Here is an 18696-nt window from a genome sequence, read left to right as displayed (position 1 = left end):
GCATGGATCACACCGGAGATTCGTTTCGCGCCTTTGAGCTGGCTGGCTGGGAGGACCCCGAAGTCGTCAGCCGCTACCAGGAGCACCTGTCGCACGTGACCCGGCAATCGATCGAGGCGCTGCTGGACGACGCGCGCGCCGCCAGCGGGCAGCGTGTGCTCGATGTCGCCAGCGGCTCGGGCCATATCGCCGCGGCGGCGGCACGGCGCGGCGCCGAGGCCATCGGCATCGACTTCTCGCTGGCGCAGGTGGAGCTGGCGCGCAAGCTGTATCCCCACATCGACTACCAGCAGGCCGACGCGCAGGCGCTGCCCTTCGGCGACGCCAGCTTCGATGTCGTGGTCAACGGCTTCGGCATGTGCCACCTGTCCGATCCCGATGCCGCGCTGCGCGAAGCCTTCCGCGTGCTGCGCCCAGGCGGTCGCATAGCCTTCACGGTGTGGGATGCCCCCGAACGCGCGGTGGGCTTCGGCGCGGTCTATGCCGCCATCCGTGCCTATGGCTCGATGGAGGTCGACCTGCCGGCGGGGCCCAATTTCTTTCTCTTCAGCGATCCCAACGAGTGCCGCAGCGCCTTGCAGCAGGCCGGCTTCGTTGCCCCGTCGTGCCGGCACGTGCACCAGGTATGGCGCTTTTCCACGCCGGACCAGCTGTTCGATGCGCTTGCGCAAGGCACCGTGCGCGCGGCCGCCACGCTGCGCGCGCAGACCCCGCGGGCGCGCGACGAGATCCGGGCCGTGCTGCGCGGTACGGTGGCCGGCTATATGCGCGGCAGCGGCTTCGAGGTGCCGATGCCGGCGGTGCTGGCCGCCGCGGTGAAGCCCTGACCCGGCGCCGCTGTACGTTACCCACCCGCGTCACCTCCCGTGCGTCACCTCAAGCCAGCACGCGGCGCCGGCGCGCCATGAAGTCGCGCGGGGTTTGCCCGAGCGCGCGGCGGAACATGGTCGAAAACGCGCCCGCGTGGGCGTAGCCGGTTTCCGCGGCCACATGCGCCAGCGGCCGGCCGCGGCTCATCAGGTCGATCGCATGGGCCAGCCGCAACTGCTGGCGCCAGCTGCCGAAGCTGGTCTTCAGCTCGCTTTCGAACAGCCGCGCCAGCGTCCGCTCGCTGGCGCCGGTGCGGGCCGCCCATTCGGACAACGTCAGGCTGGAGCCGGGATCTTCCATCAGCGCGTGGCACAGCGCCTGCAGCCGCCGGTCCGACGGCAGCGCCAGCCCCAATGACAGCGTGGGCGCGGCCGCAAGTTCCTCCACCAGCAGGCTGGCGCAGAGCTGGCGGCGGCGCTCGCCGAGCGTGTCGTCGTGGGCCAGGGCCTCCATCAGCTCGCGCAACAGAGGCGACACCTCCAGCACCGCGCATGAATCGGCCGACAGCGCGCAGGCCTGCGGCGCGATATAGCAGGCGTAAAAGCGCACCGTGCCCAGCACCACCACGTTGTGCTCCACGTCGGGCGGGATCCAGACTGCGCGCATCGCTGGCACCAGCCATGTGGTGCCGCCGGCGGTGATGCGCAGGCTGCCGCTGATCGGGAACGACAGCTGGCCCCACGGATGGCGGTGCGGGTGGATCACCGCGTTGGGAGGCGGCCGGCGCAGGTGTGCGATCACCGGGTCGGCGGCGCTGGGACGTGCGCGCGGCACCGGCGAGTAGACCGGGCGGCGGCGGGCCGGGGCGGGCGGCGAGGCGGCAGGCAGGGCAGGGGCGGGGGCGACGTCGTGTGGCATGAAATCGTAAGAAATTGCCTGATTAGTGTAACTCCGCCAATCGCGGTCGGCCTACGATGCATCGAGCGGCCGCGACCGGAAACGTGACCGGCCGATTGCCGAACAGGCACCGGCCCGCCGAAATCGCGCGCGGCATGGGACCGGCGCCATAGACGAGATGTTCTTCCATGCCTCCATTCGTACGCCGCGCCGCGGCGCGTTTCGGCCTGAGCGGCCCGGATGCCACGCTGGCCGCCACCGCGCCGGTGCGGGACACCATTTCCGACCCCGGCCTGCGGCAATCCGGCAGGGCCGCCTTTGCCATCGGCGTGTGCATTGCGCTGGTGTTGAGCGCCGGCCACGCCATCGACGCGCCGCCGGCGCTGGTCTGGGCCGCGGCGCTGGTGTTGTCCACGGTGTGCTGCTGGGCGCTCGGCGCCTTGCCCGAGCCCACCGCCACGCTGCTGTTCTTCCTGTGCGCGGTCGTATTCCAGATTGCGCCGCCCAAGGTGGTGTTCAGCGGCTTTGCGTCGCCCGCGTGGTGGCTGATGTTCGGCGGCGCCGTCACCGGCGTGGCGCTGCGCAACAGCGGGCTGGCGCTGCGGCTGGCCGACGCCATCTTCCAGCGCCGGGTGCACGGGTATCCGCAACTGGTCGCGCTGGTCGCGGCCAGCGCCGTGGGCCTCGCGTTCCTGATGCCGTCCACCACCGGCCGCGTGCTGCTGCTGATCCCGATCGTGCTGGCGCTGGCGGACCGCGTGGGCCTGGCCCCCGGCTCCAACGGCCGTATCGGTCTGGTGCTGACGGTGGCTGCGGCCAGCTATATGCCGCCGACCACCATCCTGCCCGCCAATATCCCCAACAGCGTGCTGCTGGGCGCGGCCAGCTCGCTGTACGGCATCAACCTCAGCTACGGCGGCTACCTGCTGCTGCACTTCCCGATCCTGGGCCTGCTCAAGACCGTGGTGCTGGTCTGGCTCGTGTGCCGGCTGTTCCCGCACGACGCGCCGCTGGCCGCGGCGCCGGCGGCAGCGCGCGCGCCGATGGGCCGGCAGGAGCGGCTGCTGGCGGTCATCCTGGCGATCGCCGTGGTGGGATTCGCCACCGACGCGCTGCATGGCATCTCGCCGGCCTGGATCGCGCTGGCCGCAAGCATCGTCTGCCTGCTGCCGGGCGTGGGGCTGGTCTCGTCCAGGGCGCTGGCCGAGCAGGTTCACCTGGTGCCGCTGCTCTATGTGGCGGGCTTCCTCGGACTTGGCGCGGTGGTGGAGTCGACCGGCCTGGGCACTGCCGTCAGCCACGCGCTGCTGAACTGGCTGCAGCTGACGCCGGGGCACACGGTGGCGAACGTCGGCGCGCTCGGCGCCGTGGGCGCCAGCATGGGCCTGATGACCACGCTGCCGAGCCTGCCGGCGGTGTTGTCTCCGCTGGCGCGGGAATTTGCCAGCGCCACCGGCTTGCCGCTGGAGACGGTACTGATGCTGCAGGTGCCGGTGTTCTCCACGGTGTTCTTCCCCTACCAGTCGCCGCCGATCGTGATCGCGATGCAGCTGGGCGGCGTCGGGCTACGCCATGGCACGCGGCTGTGCCTGGCATTGGCGGCCATCACGGTGGTGGCGTTGCTGCCGCTGGATTACCTCTGGTGGCGGCTGCTGGGGTACCTGCCCTGAGCTTCATGCGGTGTTGGACGGATACCGACAGCTTTTCGCTGGTCGTCGGCCCGGTGCCAACGAATGATCAGCGGAACAGCCCGGAAAGTGCCCTGCACCGCGCCGCAGGCGGCGTAGTGGTGGTGGCACGGTCATTGCGGAATGGACAGCGAGCGCGGCGCCGATGCTCGTTGTCCCACCCGCCAGCAATGGCTTCCCCGGAGAACACCGATGAACCCCCAATCCCCCTGCCAGCGCGGGCAGGCCGCATCGCGCCCGCAAAAGAAACTGCTGCACCGCACCCGCCGCGCCGTCGTGCTGCTGCGTGTGCTGGGGCTGTGCCTGAACAGCGTCGCCTGCGCACAGGCCGAAGCCCCGCAGCCCGCCGCTCCCGCGGCAGCGGCTGTCACCCCTGAACAGAAATTCGCCCCCGGCTACCTCGAGGCCGTGTCCACCGGCTATGACAATGGCGTGGCGTGGCGGGAACCGGAAGGCATCGCGCCGCTGCGGCAGCCGCGCGAGGTGCGTGGGCCGAGTGCGGGAGATGCCGGCGCGGCGATGCGACCGGTTTCGGCAAAGCCGCGGGTTCGTTGAGCGGGATGCAAGGGAGTCAGTGTGAGATTTCCGATTCTCGGTTGGGATCTGCTTACAATCCGTCACACCGGCCCAACGCAGCTCCGACCATGGACATCGAACTCGCCCGCACCTTCCTGCAAGTCGTGCGCACCGGCAGCCTGCTGGCGGCGGCCGACAAGCTGCACGTCACGCAAACCGCGGTAACGGCCCGGATCAAGAGCCTGGAGTCACAGCTGAACTGCCGGCTGTTCGAGCGCAACAAGGCCGGCGCGCGCCTCACCGCCGACGGCCAGCGTTTCCTGGGCTATGCCAGCCAGCTGGTGCAGACCTGGGAGGCGGCTTGCCGCGAGTTGCCACTGCCGGCTGGGCTGGCAAACCTGTTCCGCTTTGGCGCCGAGATCAGCCTGGGCAATCCGCTGGCGCTGCTGTGGGCCACGCGCATGCGCCAGCAGATGCCGGCGCTGGCGGTGCGCGCTGAAGTGGGGGAGGGCGAGGCGCTGCAGTACAAGCTGCAGTCGGGCACGCTCGATGCGGCGCTGGTCTACCAGCCGGAGTACGCGCCCGGCATGCATGTCGAGGCGCTGATGGAGGAAAAGCTGATCCTGATCCGCTCGGCCCAGCGCGACGGCCCCTATGTCTACGTTGACTGGGGGCCGGAATTCCGGCGCCAGCATGACAGCGTCCTGCCCCAGCATGCGCGCGCGTCGCTGTATTTCAACCTCGGGCCACTGGCTTTGCAGTACATCCTCCAGTTCGGCGGCAGCGGGTATTTCCGTACGCGGGTCGTGCAGAGCTACCTCGACAACGGCGCGCTGGTGCGAGTCGACAGCGCATCGGAATTCTCGTATCCGGTCTTCCTTGTTTGCGCCAGGACGCCAGCCGGCATGACGCAGGAGGCCGTGCGCATGCTGCGCGATATCGTGCGCGAAGAATCGGACTGGTCGCAGCGTTGGGACGTGCCACTGTAGCGGGCGCCCGCGGCATCAGGCGCGCACTGGCATGGGCCGCGCCGACAGCCCCGCCCAGCCGGGCATGCCGGCCGGCACCAGCCGGTACTGCCGCACGCGCTTGCCGCCCCGCGGCCGGCGCGGCGGCCTGGGTTCGAGGCCGGCGAAGCGGCCATGCCGCTGCACGCGCTCGAATACCGGTTCAGGTACCCGCGTGCCGATCAGCCAGGTAACAGTGCCTCCCAGCGCCAACAGCGCCAGCGCCAGCGCGATCCAGAGGACGGTTTCCATGATTTCCCGCTCCATCGAATAAGTGTCGGTGTCTCCTAGTATTGGCACAAACCATGCCCGCGGGTAAATGAAAGTTATCATGGGTTCATATCAATAAAACTGCATTGAATGGCCTGTCCCGGCAACGCCAGCGTGGGCACGGGTTGTAGAAAAATCATCTTTTCCGACGAACCTCAGGCGCGCGGCACGGCAGACACTCAACCGATCCGAACATCACACCAGAAGGGGGACTCCAGCCATGCAACGCCTGATCTTCGAAGCCGAACACGACGCCTTCCGCGAATCCGCCCGCCGCTTCTACCAGCGTGAGGTCGGGCCGCACGGCGAGCGCTGGCGCGAGCAGGGCTGCGTCGACCGCGAGGTGTTCCGCAAGGCCGGCGAGCAGGGCTACCTGCTGATGTGGGCCGACGAGAAATACGGCGGCGCCGGCGTCGATGACTTCCGCTATGAGCAGATCCTGATCGAGGAAAACGCGCGCCATGGCGACTCCGGCTTCTTCGGCACGCTCCATTCGCGCCTGGTGGCGCCGTATGTCGGCCGCATCGGCAACGAAGAGCAGCGCCTGCGCCTGCTGCCGGCCGCGGCGCGCGGCGAGGCGATTTTCGCCATCGCCATGACCGAGCCGCAGACCGGCTCCGACCTGGCCGGCATCCGCACCCGGGCCGAGGATCATGGCGACCACTGGGTGCTGAACGGCGCCAAGACCTATATCTCCAACGGCCAGCTGGCCGACTACGTGGTAGTGGTGGCGCGCACCGACCCCGAGCGCAGCCACGGCCTGACGCTGTTTATCGTCGAGCGAGGCATGCCGGGCTTCGAGCGCGGCCGCAAGCTGCGCAAGATGGGCCTGCATTCGCAGGACACCTCGGAGCTGTTCTTCGACAACGTGAAGGTGCCCAAGGCCAACGTGCTCGGCGAGCCCGGCCAGGCCTTCCGCTACCTGACCCGGCACCTGGCCGAGGAGCGGCTGATCGGCGCCTGCGGCTACATGGCGTCGGCGCAGGTGGCGTTCGACCTGACGCTGGACTACGTCAAGGAACGCAAGGCCTTCGGCCGGCCGATCGGCACCTTCCAGAACTCGCGCTTCAAGCTGGCCGAGCTGCGCGCCCAGCTCGACGCGATCCAGACCTTTGTCGACCAGTGCGTGCTGCAGCATAACGCCGGCACGCTGACGGTGGAGACGGCGGCGTCGGCCAAGCTGCTGACCTCCGAGCTGCAGGGCCGCGTGGTGGACGAGGGCGTGCAGCTGCACGGCGGCGCCGGCTATATGGAGGAGTACCGCATCTGCCGGATGTACACCGATGCGCGGATCTCGCGAATCTACGCCGGCAGCAGCGAAATCATGAAAGAAATCATCGGGCGCAGCCTCGGGCTGGACGACCGCGCCAAGGCATAAGCCACCAGGGCGGCCAAGGCTGGAATAACGGACCGGGAATCACCGACGCACGCGTCGGTGATTCCCGGGCCGCTTGCATTCTTGATCGAAGTCGCGCGGACTGGGGTTTTCACGCAGTTAAAGGCTTTTGTCAGCGATATGAAAGCCGTTTGTAAAGCGATTCGGTTTGAATGCCGTCGGGAGATCGTGCCCGGGTGGCGTTTGAAGCATCGGGATAGCAGGGCGAGGGCGCGCGAGGACGCGGCATGACAGCCCAGCCGGGCGACCGCCGGAGCAGCTGCCAGACGGATGAAAATTCATCGGTCGGTGCACCGCTTTGGGGGCACGGTCGTTTACCGCAGACCGTTGACCGCAAAACCGCTTTCGAACCGAGCCTGACTGACCGTGCCCGTTGTCTTTGCCCGTGCCACCGCGGGAACCCTGCTCCTGCTGGGCGTTCTCGCCACACCTGCGGCCAGCATTGCCGCCGAATCCGAGCCTGCGGCCGATACCGCCGCCGATACCGCCGCCGCCGATACCGTCGATGCCGCCGCCCCCTGCACGCCACCGCCCGCCGGCGCCACGCTGACGCTGGCCCAGGCGCGCCTGGACGCGCTGCGCTGCAACCGCACCATCATTGCCGCGCGCCGGGGCGTGGAAGCCAGCCAGGCCGATGTGCAGATCGCGTCGCAGCGGCCCAACCCGGTGCTGAGCCTGGGTGTGGAGAACATCAACCCGCACGCCGGCGTCGGCTCCGGCAACCTGCGCAGCAAGACGGTGGACTCCAAGCTGCGCGTCGACCAGCTCATCGAGACCGCCAACAAGGGCAACCTGCGCGTCGACGCCGCGCAAAAGGCCAGCGCCGCGGCGGGCGAGGCGGTGCAGGCCGTGGTGGCGCAGCAGACTGCCGCGGTCGAGCAGGCCTTCTTCGAGGCGCTGGTCAGCCAGGAACACGTGGCGGTGCTCCGGGAAACGCTGGCTTTGTACGAGCGTACCCGCCAGGCCAGCGAAACGCGGCTGAAGGCAGGCGACGTGGCGCGCGCCGACGTGAACAAGCTGCAGCTCGACGTCCTGCGCGCGCAGAACGACATGCGCCAGGCCATGACCGACCACTACAGCGACAAGGCCGCGCTGGCGCAGGCGATGGGGGTTCCCGGCACGCTGTCGGATAACCGGCTGGTCGCCGACTGGCCAGCGCTCGATGCGCCGGCGCCGCAACCCGATCCCTACCTGCTCGAGCGCCGCCCCGACGTGACCGCCGCCGAGGCCCGCCTGGCAGCGGCCGCCGCCGCGCGCGACCTGGCCCGCGCCGGACGCGTGCCTGACGTGACCATTGGGGCGCAGGCCGAGCACTATCCGGTCTCTCCCACCAACTCCTATGGCACCGGCAACAGCTTCGGCGTGTTCCTGTCGATCCCGCTGTTCGTGCGCCACCGCAACAGCGGCGAGGCACGGCGTGCCGAAGTCGACTACTACGCCGCGCTGGACGACCGCAACCGCGTGATGCTGGAGGCGGGCAACGAAATCGACCGGCTGCGCAGCCAGCTCGAAACCGCGCGCCAGTCGCTGCGCCAGATGCGCGACGAAGTGCTGCCCGCCGCGGAAAGCGTCGCCGGCAGCGCCGAGTTCGCCTACAGCAAGGGCGCCACCGGCGTGCTCGACCTGCTCGACGCGCGCCGTGCGCTGCGCCAGACCCGGCTCGACGCCGTCGAAGCGCAGGGCGCATACGCCAAGGCGTTGTCGGCCTACCGCGCCGCCTTGCAGACCTCCAAGACCTCTGGCACCGCGGGCGCGCCCGTGGCCTCGCAGGCACGTCCCTGATACCGCAGTTCCCGCGCATTCTTCATGTCTTACTTGTCACGCATGTTCCGCCGCACGTCCTGCACCCATCGTCCGCTTTCCACCGCCGTGCCCGCACGGCTGTCTTCCGTCTGCGCCATGGCGCTGTGCGCGCTGGTGCTCGCCGCCTGCGGCAAGTCCGAGCCGCCCAAGCCCGATGACGATCCCAAGGTCAGCGGCAACACCATCCAGTTCCCGGCCAGCGTGAAATCGCTGCCCGGCATTGCCGGCGAACCCGCCAAGTCCGGCGGCGAGCGCATGCTGAACCTGCCGGGCCGGCTGGTCTGGAACGAGGACAAGACTGTGCGCGTGTCCACGCCCTTTGCCGGCCGCGTGACCGAGGTCCTGGTGCAGCCCGGCGCCACGGTCAAAGCCGGCCAGCCGCTGGCCAGCCTGACGTCGCCGGACTTCGGCGTGGCCCAGGCCGACGCACGCAAGGCTGCCGCCGACAGCGCGGTCGCGGCCAAGGCGCTGGCGCGCCAGCGCGAGCTGTACGGCGCCGGCGTCATCGCACAGAAGGACCTGGAACAGTCGCAGGCCGACGCGGCGCGCGCCGCGGCCGACCTGCAGCGCACGCAGGCGGCGCTGCGCCAGTACGGCGCAGCGGCGGGCAGCGACGGCGTGAACCAGCGCTTCGCGCTGCGCAGCCCGATCGACGGCCTGGTGGTCGAGCGCAACATCAACCAGGGCATGGAACTGCGCCCCGACCAGCCGCCGGCCGCGCCGCTGTTCCTGATCACCGACCCCACCACGCTGTGGGCGCAGGTCGATGCCGGTGAATCCGACCTCAGCCTGTTTCGCGACGGTGTCATCGTGCAGGTGGTCACCGCCGCCTACCCCGGCGAAACCTTCACCGGCACCGTGGTCAAGATCGCCGACTATGTCGACCCGACCGCGCGCAGCATCAAGGTCCGGCTGAGCGTGCCCAATCCCGGGCGCCGCCTGAAGGCCGAGATGTTTGTCACGGCGCGCCTGCCCGCGGCGTCGTTCGAAGGCATCGCGGTGCCATCCAAGGCCGTGTTCCTGGCCGACAACCGCAACTATGTCTTTGTGCGCACCGCCCCCAATACCTTCGAGCGCCGCCAGGTGCGCGTGGGCGTGACCATGCCCGGCACCACCGAACTGCTGGAAGGCGTGAAGGAAGGCGAGACCGTGGTGACCGAGGGCAACCTCTACCTGCAGGACATCCTGCGCGATGCCACAGCAGTCAATGCGGCGCGTGCGGCCGACAAGAAGTGAGGACGGTCGCCACATGATCTCGCGCATCGTCAGCTTTGCCCTGCACCAGAAGCTCTTTGTCTGGCTGGGCCTGCTCATCTTCGTCGGCGGCGGCCTGGCCGCGTTCAAGAACCTGCCCATCGAGGCCTTCCCCGACGTATCCGACATCCAGGTCAACGTCATCACGCTGTACCCGGGGCGCGCCGCGGAAGAAGTCGAGCGGCAGGTCACCATCCCGATCGAGACCGCGCTGGCCGGCACGCCCAACGCGGTGCGGGTGTTCTCGCACACCCAGTTCGGCCTGTCGTTCATGATGGTGACCTTCAATGACCGTGCCACCGACGTGACCGCGCGCCAGCAGATCCTGGAGCGGCTGCGCAGCGTCGACCTGCCCGACGGCGTGCATCCGGACCTGGCGCCGCTGTCGACCGCGATCGGCGAGATCTTCCGCTTCCGGCTGACCGGCAAGGGCTATACGCCGCAGGAGCTGCGCACGCTGCAGGACTGGGTGGTCGAGAAGAACCTGCGCCAGGTGCCGGGCGTGGCCGACCTGGTGACGATCGGCGGCACCATCAAGCAGTACGAGGTCAACCCCAACCTCGCGCGCATGCGCGACGCCAAGATCTCGCTGTCGCAGCTGTTCACCGCGCTGCAGCGCGCCAACGCCAACGCCGGCGGCGGCGCCGTCGCGCACGGGCGCCAGCAGTTCCTGCTGCGCTCGCTGGGCAGCTTCCGCACCTCGGCCGACATCGCCAACGTGGTGGTGGCCGAGAACAACGGCACGCCGATCCTGGTCAAGGACATCGCCGACGTCAAGGTTGGCAGCGCGCCGCCGCAGGGCCTGATGGGCCAGGACGACGAAGACGACATCGTCTCGGGCATCGTGGTGATGCGCAAGGGCGAGAACCCGTCGCTGGTGCTCGAAGCGCTGAAGAAGCGCATCGACCTGCTCGACGACCAGATCCTGCCCAAGGGCGTGAAAATCGTGCCGTACTACGACCGCTCCACGCTGATCGACAAGACGCTGCACACGGTGTTCGGCAACCTGGTCGAAGGCGCGCTGCTGGTGATGGCCGTGCTGTACCTGTTCCTGGCCAACGTGCGCGCCGCGGCGATCGTGGCGCTGGTGATCCCGCTGGCGCTGCTGTCGACCTTCATCGGGCTCACCTGGGTCGGCATCCCGGCCAACCTGCTGTCATTGGGGGCGATGGACTTCGGTATCATCGTCGACGGCGCGGTGATCGTGGTCGAGAACATCTTCAAGCGCCTGGGCGAGCTCAAGGAGCAGCAGATCCGCGACAGCAAGGCGCGGCTGCACGCGATCCTGCTGGCCACCACCGAGGTGGGCCGCCCGACCGTGTTCTCGATGGTCATCATCATCGCCGCGCACATTCCGATCTTCACGCTGCAGCGGCACGAGGGCAAGATCTTCGCGCCGATGGCCTATACCGTGACGGGTGCGCTGATCGGTTCGCTGATCATTTCGCTGACGCTGGTGCCGCTGCTGTGCCACCTGCTGCTGACGAAGAACATCGCGCACGACGACAACTTCATCGTGCGCCATTGCAAGCGGCTGTACGAGCCCATGCTGGGCTGGGCGCTGGACCACAAGAAGCTGGTGATCGGTGCCGCGCTGGGCCTGCTGCTGGTGACGGTGGGCGTGGGCAAGTTCCTCGGCAGCGAATTCCTGCCCGAACTGGACGAAGGCTCGATGTGGGTCAGCTTCGACCTGCCGGCCTCGGTCTCGGTCGATGAGGCGCGCGACCAGGCGCGGCTGCTGCGCAGCATCATCCGCAAGACGCCGGAGGTCAATACCACCATCTCCAAGGTGGGCCGCCCCGACGACGGCACCGATCCCAAGCTGATCAACACCGTCGAGGTCCTGGTCGATCTCAAGCCCGAGAAGCAATGGCGCGATGGCTTCAACAAGCGCGCCATCATCGGCGAAATCGACAAGAACTTGCGCCAGCTGCCTGGCATCGAGCCCAATTTCTCGCAGCCGGTGCGCGACAACATCCTGGAAAGCATCTCGCAGATCAAGGGCCAGATCGTGATCAAGGTGCAGAGCGACAGCCTCGAGCAGAACAAAAAGGTGGCCGACCAGATCCTGGCCAACGTGCAGTCGGTCAAGGGCGTGATGCGCGCCTTTATCGACCGCGACGGCGAGCTGCCGCAGTATGTGCTGGAGTTCGACCGCGCCCAGGCCGCGCGCTACGGCATCAACGTGGCCGACGTGCAGGACCTGATGGAAACCGCGCTGGCGGGCAAGGCCGCCACCGAGCTGTGGGAAGGCGAGCGCCACTTCAGCGTGGCGGTGCGCCTGAAGCCGTCCGAGCGCGAGCTGCCCAACCTGCCCAATATCTTCATGCAGACCGCCGATGGCGCGCAGGTGCCGCTGTCGCAGCTGGTGACCTTCCGCGCAGCGTCGGGCGCGATGAACATCAGCCGCGAGAACGGCCAGCGCACCACCTCGATCGGCATCTTCATCCGCGACCGCGACATGGGCAGCGTGGTCAAGGACATGCAGGCGCTGGTGAAGAAGAACGTCAAGGCCGACGACGTCAAGATCAGCTGGTCGGGCGAATTCGAGAACCAGGAGCGCGCCATGGCGCGGCTGGCGATCGTGGTGCCGCTGTCGGTGCTGATGATCTTCCTGCTGCTGTTCAACGCGTTCAAGTCGTTCAAGAGCGCGACGCTGATTATCTCGAACATCCCGTTCGCGCTGGTCGGCGGCGTGTTCGCGCTGTTCCTGACCGGCATCCCGCTGTCGGTGTCGGCGGCGATCGGATTTATCGCACTGTTCGGCCAGGCCGTGCTCAACGGCGTGGTGATGGTGACCTACTTCAACCAGCTGCGCGACGAGGGCATGCCGGTGCGCCAGGCCGTGCTGACCGGTTCGATGGACCGGCTGCGCACAGTGCTGATGACGGCGCTGCTGGCAATGCTTGGCCTGTTCCCGATGGCGATCTCGCGTGCGATCGGTTCGGAGACGCAGCGCCCGCTGGCCATCGTCATCATCGGCGGCCTGATCACCGCCACGGTGCTGACGCTGATCGTGCTGCCGACGCTGTACGAATGGATGGTCGGCCGCAACTGGCCGGACGAAGAAGCCCCGGCGCCTGACGAGAACAGGCTGACGACGTCTATCTCCGGCTGAGGCTCCCCGGCTGGTGTCCTCCCCTGTTCCGTGAGCGGTACAGGGGATTCTTTTTTTGCGCGCTATCCCCGCAAGTGCCGCTCCCGGACCCTGGTGTCGGAATAGTCTGACGCGCCTTTCGGAACCCAACGCCTGCTTCCCATTACCCCTGCAGCCTACGCTGTACATACGGCGTGGCCAGCAGCGCATCGCCGCCGGCCCCTTATGCGTACGACTATGCGTACGACCACGCAACCAACTGGAAAGGAGCTCGACATGATGAAGAAATGGCTCACTGCAGCAGTGTGTTCGATGATGGTCGCGGCCCCCGCGGGCTATGCCCTGGCCCAGGCGACAGCGCCCGGCACGCCGCCGGCCACCACGGCCGCCGCTGGCACCCGCGCCGACTATGACGCCGCGGCCAAGCAGGCTGATGCGGACTACAAGGCTGCCACCGCCAAGTGCGACGGCATGAAGGACAACGCCAAGGACGTGTGCAAGGCCGAGGCCAAGCGCGACCGCGACGTGGCCAAGGCCCAGGCCGAAGCCCGGCGCGACGGCACGCAGAAGTCCATGGCCAAGGCCGAGAAAGTGAAGGCCGACCGTGACTACGACGTTGCCAAGGAAATGTGCGACGACAAGAAGGGCAACGACAAGGACGTTTGCAAGAAGGACGCCAAGGCTGCCCATGAAAAGGCCCTGACCGCCGCCAAGGTCGACAAGGCCGCGGCAACCGGCTCGCGCACCGATGTGGCGGAAGCCCGCGCAGATGCCAAGAAGGACACGATGGACGCCGCTTACAAGGCCGACAAGGAACGTTGCGATGCAATGTCCGGCGATGCCAAGGACAAGTGCCAGGCTGACGTAAAGGCCAAGTACGGCAAGTAAGGTGGCAAGTAAGTCGACAGGCAGCCCATGCCGGCGCAGTCGCCGGCATGGTCCAGCCGGGCCGCCCGCCAGCCCCTGGCGGACCATTCATCGACGCAATGGCGGGCGGCCACCGCGCGGCCCGTCCGCCCCCGCATGAAGGAGCACAACATGAACTGGGACCAGATCGAAGGCAAGTGGGAGCAGGCCAAGGGCAAGATCAAGGAAAAGTGGGGCAAGCTCACCGACGATGACATCGCGCAGATCAATGGCAAGCGCGACCAGCTCGCCGGCCGCATCCAGGAGCGCTATGGCTACTCCAAGGAGCGCGCCGAGGAAGAGATGAAGGCGTGGGAAAACGACTCGCGCTGGTAAGCCGGTTTGTCACGGCAGCATAAGGCGGGACGTCCTTGGACGTCCCGCCTTCTTTGTTGCCCGGGCTGCGCTCTGGATACCCCCACGTCGTGGGGAGTGATCCCCGCTGCATTAAGCAGGCGTTAGCTCTGTATGCAAAGAAATGAAGCACGCATCACGCGCAGACGTCATAACATGTCGCGTCGCGGCAGCGCGCCAGCGATAGGCGCCGACCTGCCGCTATACGCCTGCTGGCTACCCGCACCGCGCATGTACGCTGCCCTGCCTGCCTTCGTCTCGTCCACCTTCCTCGGTTACGGCCTCTACGTGCTGGTGACCAAGGGGGTCACGCGCGTGTCGGCATCGTTCTTCCTGCTGTGCGTGACCACCTTCGCCTGGCAGGGCACGTGGGTCTTCCTGTACCAGGCCACGCATCCCGACGTGGCGCTGTTGCTGGCCCGCCTGGGTTACCTGTTCATCCTGTTCCTGCCGACGACGTTCTACCACTTCATCGCCGAAGTGACCGAGCGCCGCCGGGAACGGCCGCTGCTGCTGGCCTCCTATGGGCTCAGCCTGGTGCTGGTGGTGCTGCTGCTGACCACCGGGCAGGTGGTGTCGGGCTACTACACCTATTTCTTCGGCGACTATCCCAAGGCCGGGCCGCTGCATCCGCTGCACCTCGCGCAGACCGTGCTGGTGGCGATCCGCAGCGCCTGGATCCTGGCCGAGGCCCGCCGCAACGCCACCGCCGAACGCCGCAAGCGCTACAACCTGTGCCTGGTGGCGGTGGTGCTGTATTCGCTGGCGGCGGTGGACTACCTGGTCAACTACGGCGTGGCCTTCTACCCGCCGGGTGTGGTCTTCGTGGCGGCGAGCCTGGGCATGCTGGCTGTCAGCGTGGTGCGCTACGACCTGATGCATCCGTATTCGCTGGCGGCCACGGTCGCGCATGAAGTGCGCACGCCGCTGGCCACGATCCGCATGCAGGCGCAGGAGCTGGCGCGCACCTGGCCGCAGGTGCTGCAGGGTTACCAGCTGGCGGTCGAGCAGGGCCTGTGCGAAGACCGCATGCGCCCCGGGCAGCTCGAGCGCGTGTCGAGCCTGGTCGGCGCGATCACGCGCGAGGTCGACGGCACCAGCACGGTGATCGACATGGCGCTGGCCTCGGTCACGCTCGAGCGGCTGGACCGCAGCACCTTCGCGCCGCACGGCATTGCCGACTGTGTCCATGCGGCGCTGGAGCGCTACCCGTTCCAGGGCGATGAGCGCGGCTGGGTGCATGTGCGCGGCATCGATGCGGGCTGGCGCTTCGTCGGTTCCGACACGCTGCTGGTCTACGTGCTGTTCAACCTGCTCAAGAATGCGCTGCATGCGATCCGCGCCACCGGCGGCGGGCGCATCGACATCACCGGCGCGACCGAAGGCCAGCACCATGTGATCCGCTTCCGCGATTCCGGCCCCGGCATCGCGGCCGACGTGCTGCCGCGCATCTTCGAGCCGTTTTTCTCGACCAAGGCGCATGGCCTCGGCGCCGGCCTCGGGCTGGCATTCTGCCGCCGCGTGATCGAGACCTTTGGCGGCCGCATCGAGTGCGAGTCGGTGCCCAGGGTGCACACCACCTTCACGCTGCGGCTGCCGCGCTTCACCCCGATGGCCGACAGCCGGCTGCGCACCAGCACCGCCGGCTGAACCACGCCGGCGGTAGGGGTCATGCCACAACGTCTTGCTGCCTTTCAGCGTGCATTTCAGCGGGTATCAGGCCAGGCGCTGCACTGACGCATGCCACGCCGGGCCGCTGCATCAGCTGGCAAACCGGGGCAACGCCAGCTCATACTCCTTCACCCGTTCGATGATTCCCGCCGGGAAGCGCGAAATGCGCTTCTGACGGTCGGCAAACACGATCTGCTGGTAACCCAGCGACACCGGCTTGCCGCCCACGCAGAAGCGGAACAGCAGGTAGGCCGAGCACTGGCGCACCTGGAAGGTGTTCAGGTAGCAGTCCACGCGCTGGAACGGGAAGGTCTCCTCGACATACTCCTGGTGCGCGCGCTTGGTCACGAAGACGCCGCCGGCGGCCAGCAGGTTGTCATGGATGCATTCATGGAACCACCGCTCGCGGCAGATGCCCTGCCATTCGAAATAGCGGGCGAAGTACGTATTCATGAAGGCGTTGGAATCCTTGAGGTAGATGTCGATTGCATGGTGGAAGGTCTTGTGTTCGCCGGCCTCGAGCGAGCCTGGCTCCGGCATCGTCGTCGCGTGGTTCAGGACTTGGGGGATCACGTCTCGCATCAACATGTGTTGACTCCTTGAAAGGGCTGCAGGCGGCAGCCGCGCCTGCCCCGGGGAGGTCGGGGCATGCTGGCATTCTGGCCGGATGCGGTGCGCTGATGTGCATGGTGTGGCACGCAACATCATCGGCGACCAGGCCACCTGCCACCGGCCGCTCGATGCGCCGCTGACCGCCGATACCGAAGGCTCTGACCGGTGGCGCCATCGGCGACGGCCTGCCCCTGGCGGTCGGCGCGGCGGTGGCGCCACCGGACCGGCGCGTGGTGTCGCTGCAGGCCGACGGCTCGGCCATGTACACGCTGCAGTCGCTGTGGACCATGGCGCGCGAACGGCTCGATGTCACCGTGGTGCTGCTCGCCAACCGCAAGTACGCGATCCTGCTGGGCGAACTGGCCGGCGTCGGGGCAAGCCCCGGCAAGACCGCGCTCGACATGCTGGGCCTTGGCAATACCGGACCTGGACTGGGTCAAGCTGGCCAACGGCATGGGCGTGGAAGGAGCGCGGGCGAAGGACATGGAGACCTTCGCCGACCTGTTCCGGACGGCGAACGGCCGCAAGGGACCGTTCCTGATCGAGCTGGTGATCTGACCGGACGATAGCGGCCACGCCGTCGAGCCATGCAACGGCCGTGCCGGTACGGCGGCCGCGGCGGTCAGGCGTCGCGCGGCGGCGCCTCCGCGTCATAGCCCAGCAACCCCGCCAGCAGCGGCCAGCGCCGCGCGGCCGCTTGCGCGGCCCGCCGTTCCTGGTGGTCGAAATACCGGCGCGGGTCGAAGCCGTCGACCTCGCTGCCAAGGACGTCGATATCGCTGCGCGCCAGCGGCTGTCCGCGTGCGTTGGCCGGCTTCATGGCTTGCCCTCGATCCAGACCCCGTCCGGCGTGCGCACGACATAGCCGTTGCCTTCGCGCATGGTCACGGTGGCCTCGTTCTCGCCGACCATCTGCGTCTGCGGCAGGTCGCTGGCATAGCTGGCCAGCGCCGGCGCCTGCGCGGCGAACGGGTTCTCGGCAATCAGGTTGGACAGCAGCTGCGACAGGCCCAGGTAGCTGGTGGGCGCATCGATGGTGACGGTGCTGTTGTTGGGCCTGGGCAGTCCCACCAGCTTGACGCCCACCGGCACGTTGATGATGCGCGGGGTCGGGATCTCGCGCATGCCGGCGATCTGGTTGGCGTCGCCGCGCAAGGCCGCGCCATGCTCGGGCACGAACACGATCACCGCGCGCCGGCCCGATTGCGCCACCATCTCGATGACCTTGTCGATGTCGCCCAGCAGCCGCGACAGCCGCAGCGGATAGGACTCCAGGCTGGACAGCCGGTTGTCGGTCATGCGGTTGCCGTCGTGCAGCGTCACGGTGTTGTAGTACAGCGCCTGCGGCCCGCCGCCGGCCTGCTGGCGATCGCGGAACCAGCGCTGCAGCACGTCGAAGTCGCCGATGACGGGCGAGTTGTCGAACGAGCGCATCGCCACCGGCAGGCCGGTGTTGGGGGGCGGCGCGACGCCGTCGACGCCGATCTCCTTCTGCACTTCCTTCAGGAAGTTGTCGAAGTGGCCGTCGTGGTTGAGCAGCATGCGCGTGGAGAAACCGGCCTGCGCCAGCGCCTGGAACAGGTGGCACTGGGCCGGCGCCGGGTCGTACAGCGCCTTGTGCTCGGGCTGGCCGCAGGCCGCGCGCAGCACGCGGATCGCCGCCGGGCCGCTATAGCTGGCCGCCGAGCTGAAATTGGTGAACAGGAAATCGAAGCGCTGCAGCAGCGGGTTGTCGCGCGCGCGCGCCGTGTCCAGGTCGTCCCATGACAGCGAGCAGACATGCAGCACGATCACGTCGTACTGCGTGTCTGGCGTGGCCGCCATCCGCGGGAAGCTGACCTGGCGCAGCGCTTCCTGGTTGCGGAACGCGGCCAGCCGGGCATCCGGGCCGCTTGCGGCGACCTCGGCACCGCCAGTGCCCAGCGCAGCGCCCGTGGTCAGCGCCGCGGTCGCGGTGCCGGCGCGGGCGCCCGCGATGCCGCCCGGTTCGCCGGCGCCGTACAGCGCCTGCCACAGCGGAACCGCGACCAGCGCGCCCAGCACCAGCGTTGTCACCCGCACCCAGCGGTTCACGAGCCAGAAGATCACCAGCGCGGCCAGCGCGACCAGCAGCATCTCGCGCGTGATCACGCGCTGCGCCAGTTCCAGCATGTACGCGGGCGTAAACGCCTGCAGGCTGGTGAACTGCGAGACCACGCGCGCGAAGGGCGGCAGCTCCGATTCGCGGTACATCAGCGCGGCGCCCGCCACCACCGCCAGCATGTGCCGCAGCGCGGACAGCGCCGGATGGCGGATGCGCACCACCAGCACCAGCGCGAACAGCAGGTTCAGCAGCCATTGCGGATGCAGCCGGCCGATAAAAAACAGGTACAGCTTGGCGATGAAGTAAAGGTTCCAGATGCCCATTGTCCGAAG

16 protein-coding genes and 1 pseudogene are annotated in these 18696 nt (G+C 68.1%); 12 read left to right on the top strand and 5 right to left on the bottom strand.

Going from position 1 to position 18696, the window contains the following annotated elements; all coding sequences use genetic code 11:
• Positions 1–2 precede the first annotated feature (2 nt).
• Positions 3–827 (top strand): class I SAM-dependent methyltransferase, encoded by an 825-nt coding sequence (locus tag AC5WJ1_RS20310; protein ID WP_135703563.1) that lies wholly within the window; start codon positions 3–5, stop codon positions 825–827.
• A 49-nt stretch (positions 828–876) separates the two neighbouring features.
• Here the strand turns inward: AC5WJ1_RS20310 and AC5WJ1_RS20305 are convergent, their stop codons facing one another.
• Positions 877–1728, bottom strand: a complete 852-nt coding sequence (locus AC5WJ1_RS20305) for an AraC family transcriptional regulator (RefSeq protein ID WP_135703564.1) — start codon at positions 1726–1728, stop codon at positions 877–879.
• 167 nt (positions 1729–1895) lie between these two features.
• On the opposite strand from AC5WJ1_RS20305, the gene AC5WJ1_RS20300 reads away from it, so the two are divergent.
• The 3 genes from AC5WJ1_RS20300 to AC5WJ1_RS20290 all read left to right on the top strand — a co-directional run bounded on the left by AC5WJ1_RS20300 (position 1896) and on the right by AC5WJ1_RS20290 (position 4900).
• Positions 1896–3377: an SLC13 family permease gene (locus tag AC5WJ1_RS20300; RefSeq protein ID WP_494476930.1), complete on the top strand. Its 1482-nt coding sequence runs from the start codon at positions 1896–1898 to the stop codon at positions 3375–3377.
• A 210-nt stretch (positions 3378–3587) separates the two neighbouring features.
• Positions 3588–3950: a hypothetical protein gene (locus tag AC5WJ1_RS20295; protein WP_135703566.1), complete on the top strand. Its 363-nt coding sequence runs from the start codon at positions 3588–3590 to the stop codon at positions 3948–3950.
• An 89-nt stretch (positions 3951–4039) separates the two neighbouring features.
• Positions 4040–4900 carry a LysR family transcriptional regulator gene (locus tag AC5WJ1_RS20290; protein ID WP_135703567.1) on the top strand — a complete coding sequence of 287 codons (861 nt, stop codon included), beginning with the start codon at positions 4040–4042 and terminating at the stop codon, positions 4898–4900.
• Positions 4901–4915: 15 nt separating this feature from the next.
• Here AC5WJ1_RS20290 and AC5WJ1_RS20285 read toward each other — a convergent pair whose 3' ends face one another.
• Positions 4916–5170, bottom strand: a complete 255-nt coding sequence (locus AC5WJ1_RS20285; RefSeq protein ID WP_135703568.1) for a hypothetical protein — start codon at positions 5168–5170, stop codon at positions 4916–4918.
• A gap of 238 nt (positions 5171–5408) precedes the next feature.
• Here AC5WJ1_RS20285 and AC5WJ1_RS20280 point away from each other — a divergent pair, with 238 nt between their 5' ends.
• The 7 genes from AC5WJ1_RS20280 (at position 5409) to AC5WJ1_RS20250 (ending at position 15648) form a co-directional block, all read left to right on the top strand.
• On the top strand, positions 5409–6566 hold the full coding sequence (locus AC5WJ1_RS20280) for an acyl-CoA dehydrogenase family protein (RefSeq protein ID WP_135703569.1): 1158 nt from the start codon (positions 5409–5411) through the stop codon (positions 6564–6566).
• A gap of 384 nt (positions 6567–6950) precedes the next feature.
• Positions 6951–8366, top strand: a complete 1416-nt coding sequence (locus AC5WJ1_RS20275; RefSeq protein WP_135703570.1) for a TolC family protein — start codon at positions 6951–6953, stop codon at positions 8364–8366.
• A gap of 42 nt (positions 8367–8408) precedes the next feature.
• Complete coding sequence (locus tag AC5WJ1_RS20270; RefSeq protein WP_133094927.1) at positions 8409–9623, top strand: efflux RND transporter periplasmic adaptor subunit; 1215 nt, start codon at positions 8409–8411, stop codon at positions 9621–9623.
• Positions 9624–9636: 13 nt separating this feature from the next.
• Positions 9637–12759, top strand: coding sequence for an efflux RND transporter permease subunit (locus tag AC5WJ1_RS20265; RefSeq protein ID WP_133094792.1), 3123 nt, complete (start codon positions 9637–9639; stop codon positions 12757–12759).
• A 255-nt stretch (positions 12760–13014) separates the two neighbouring features.
• Complete coding sequence (locus tag AC5WJ1_RS20260; RefSeq protein ID WP_133094793.1) at positions 13015–13626, top strand: hypothetical protein; 612 nt, start codon at positions 13015–13017, stop codon at positions 13624–13626.
• A 150-nt stretch (positions 13627–13776) separates the two neighbouring features.
• Positions 13777–13980, top strand: a complete 204-nt coding sequence (locus tag AC5WJ1_RS20255; protein ID WP_133094794.1) for a CsbD family protein — start codon at positions 13777–13779, stop codon at positions 13978–13980.
• 249 nt (positions 13981–14229) lie between these two features.
• On the top strand, positions 14230–15648 hold the full coding sequence (locus tag AC5WJ1_RS20250; RefSeq protein WP_133094928.1) for a sensor histidine kinase: 1419 nt from the start codon (positions 14230–14232) through the stop codon (positions 15646–15648).
• 111 nt (positions 15649–15759) lie between these two features.
• Here the strand turns inward: AC5WJ1_RS20250 and AC5WJ1_RS20245 are convergent, their stop codons facing one another.
• On the bottom strand, positions 15760–16257 hold the full coding sequence (locus AC5WJ1_RS20245; RefSeq protein ID WP_133094795.1) for an acyl-CoA thioesterase: 498 nt from the start codon (positions 16255–16257) through the stop codon (positions 15760–15762).
• A 182-nt stretch (positions 16258–16439) separates the two neighbouring features.
• On the opposite strand from AC5WJ1_RS20245, the pseudogene AC5WJ1_RS20240 reads away from it, so the two are divergent.
• Positions 16440–16839, top strand: a pseudogene (locus AC5WJ1_RS20240) (thiamine pyrophosphate-dependent enzyme); the annotation flags it as partial.
• Between the two features lie 64 nt (positions 16840–16903).
• On the opposite strand, the gene bcsR reads toward AC5WJ1_RS20240, so the two are convergent.
• Complete coding sequence (bcsR, locus tag AC5WJ1_RS20235; RefSeq protein WP_135703571.1) at positions 16904–17101, bottom strand: BcsR/BcsP family cellulose biosynthesis protein; 198 nt, start codon at positions 17099–17101, stop codon at positions 16904–16906.
• Positions 17098–18687: a cellulose biosynthesis protein BcsG gene (gene bcsG / locus AC5WJ1_RS20230; RefSeq protein WP_494476929.1), complete on the bottom strand. Its 1590-nt coding sequence runs from the start codon at positions 18685–18687 to the stop codon at positions 17098–17100. The genes bcsR and bcsG overlap by 4 nt, the downstream gene beginning before the upstream one ends.
• Positions 18688–18696 lie beyond the last annotated feature (9 nt).

It is taken from the genome of Cupriavidus sp. MEYA8, assembly GCF_059278825.1.
Note: the sequence above shows the minus strand (reverse complement) of the source record. Positions and strands in the feature narration are given on the sequence as shown.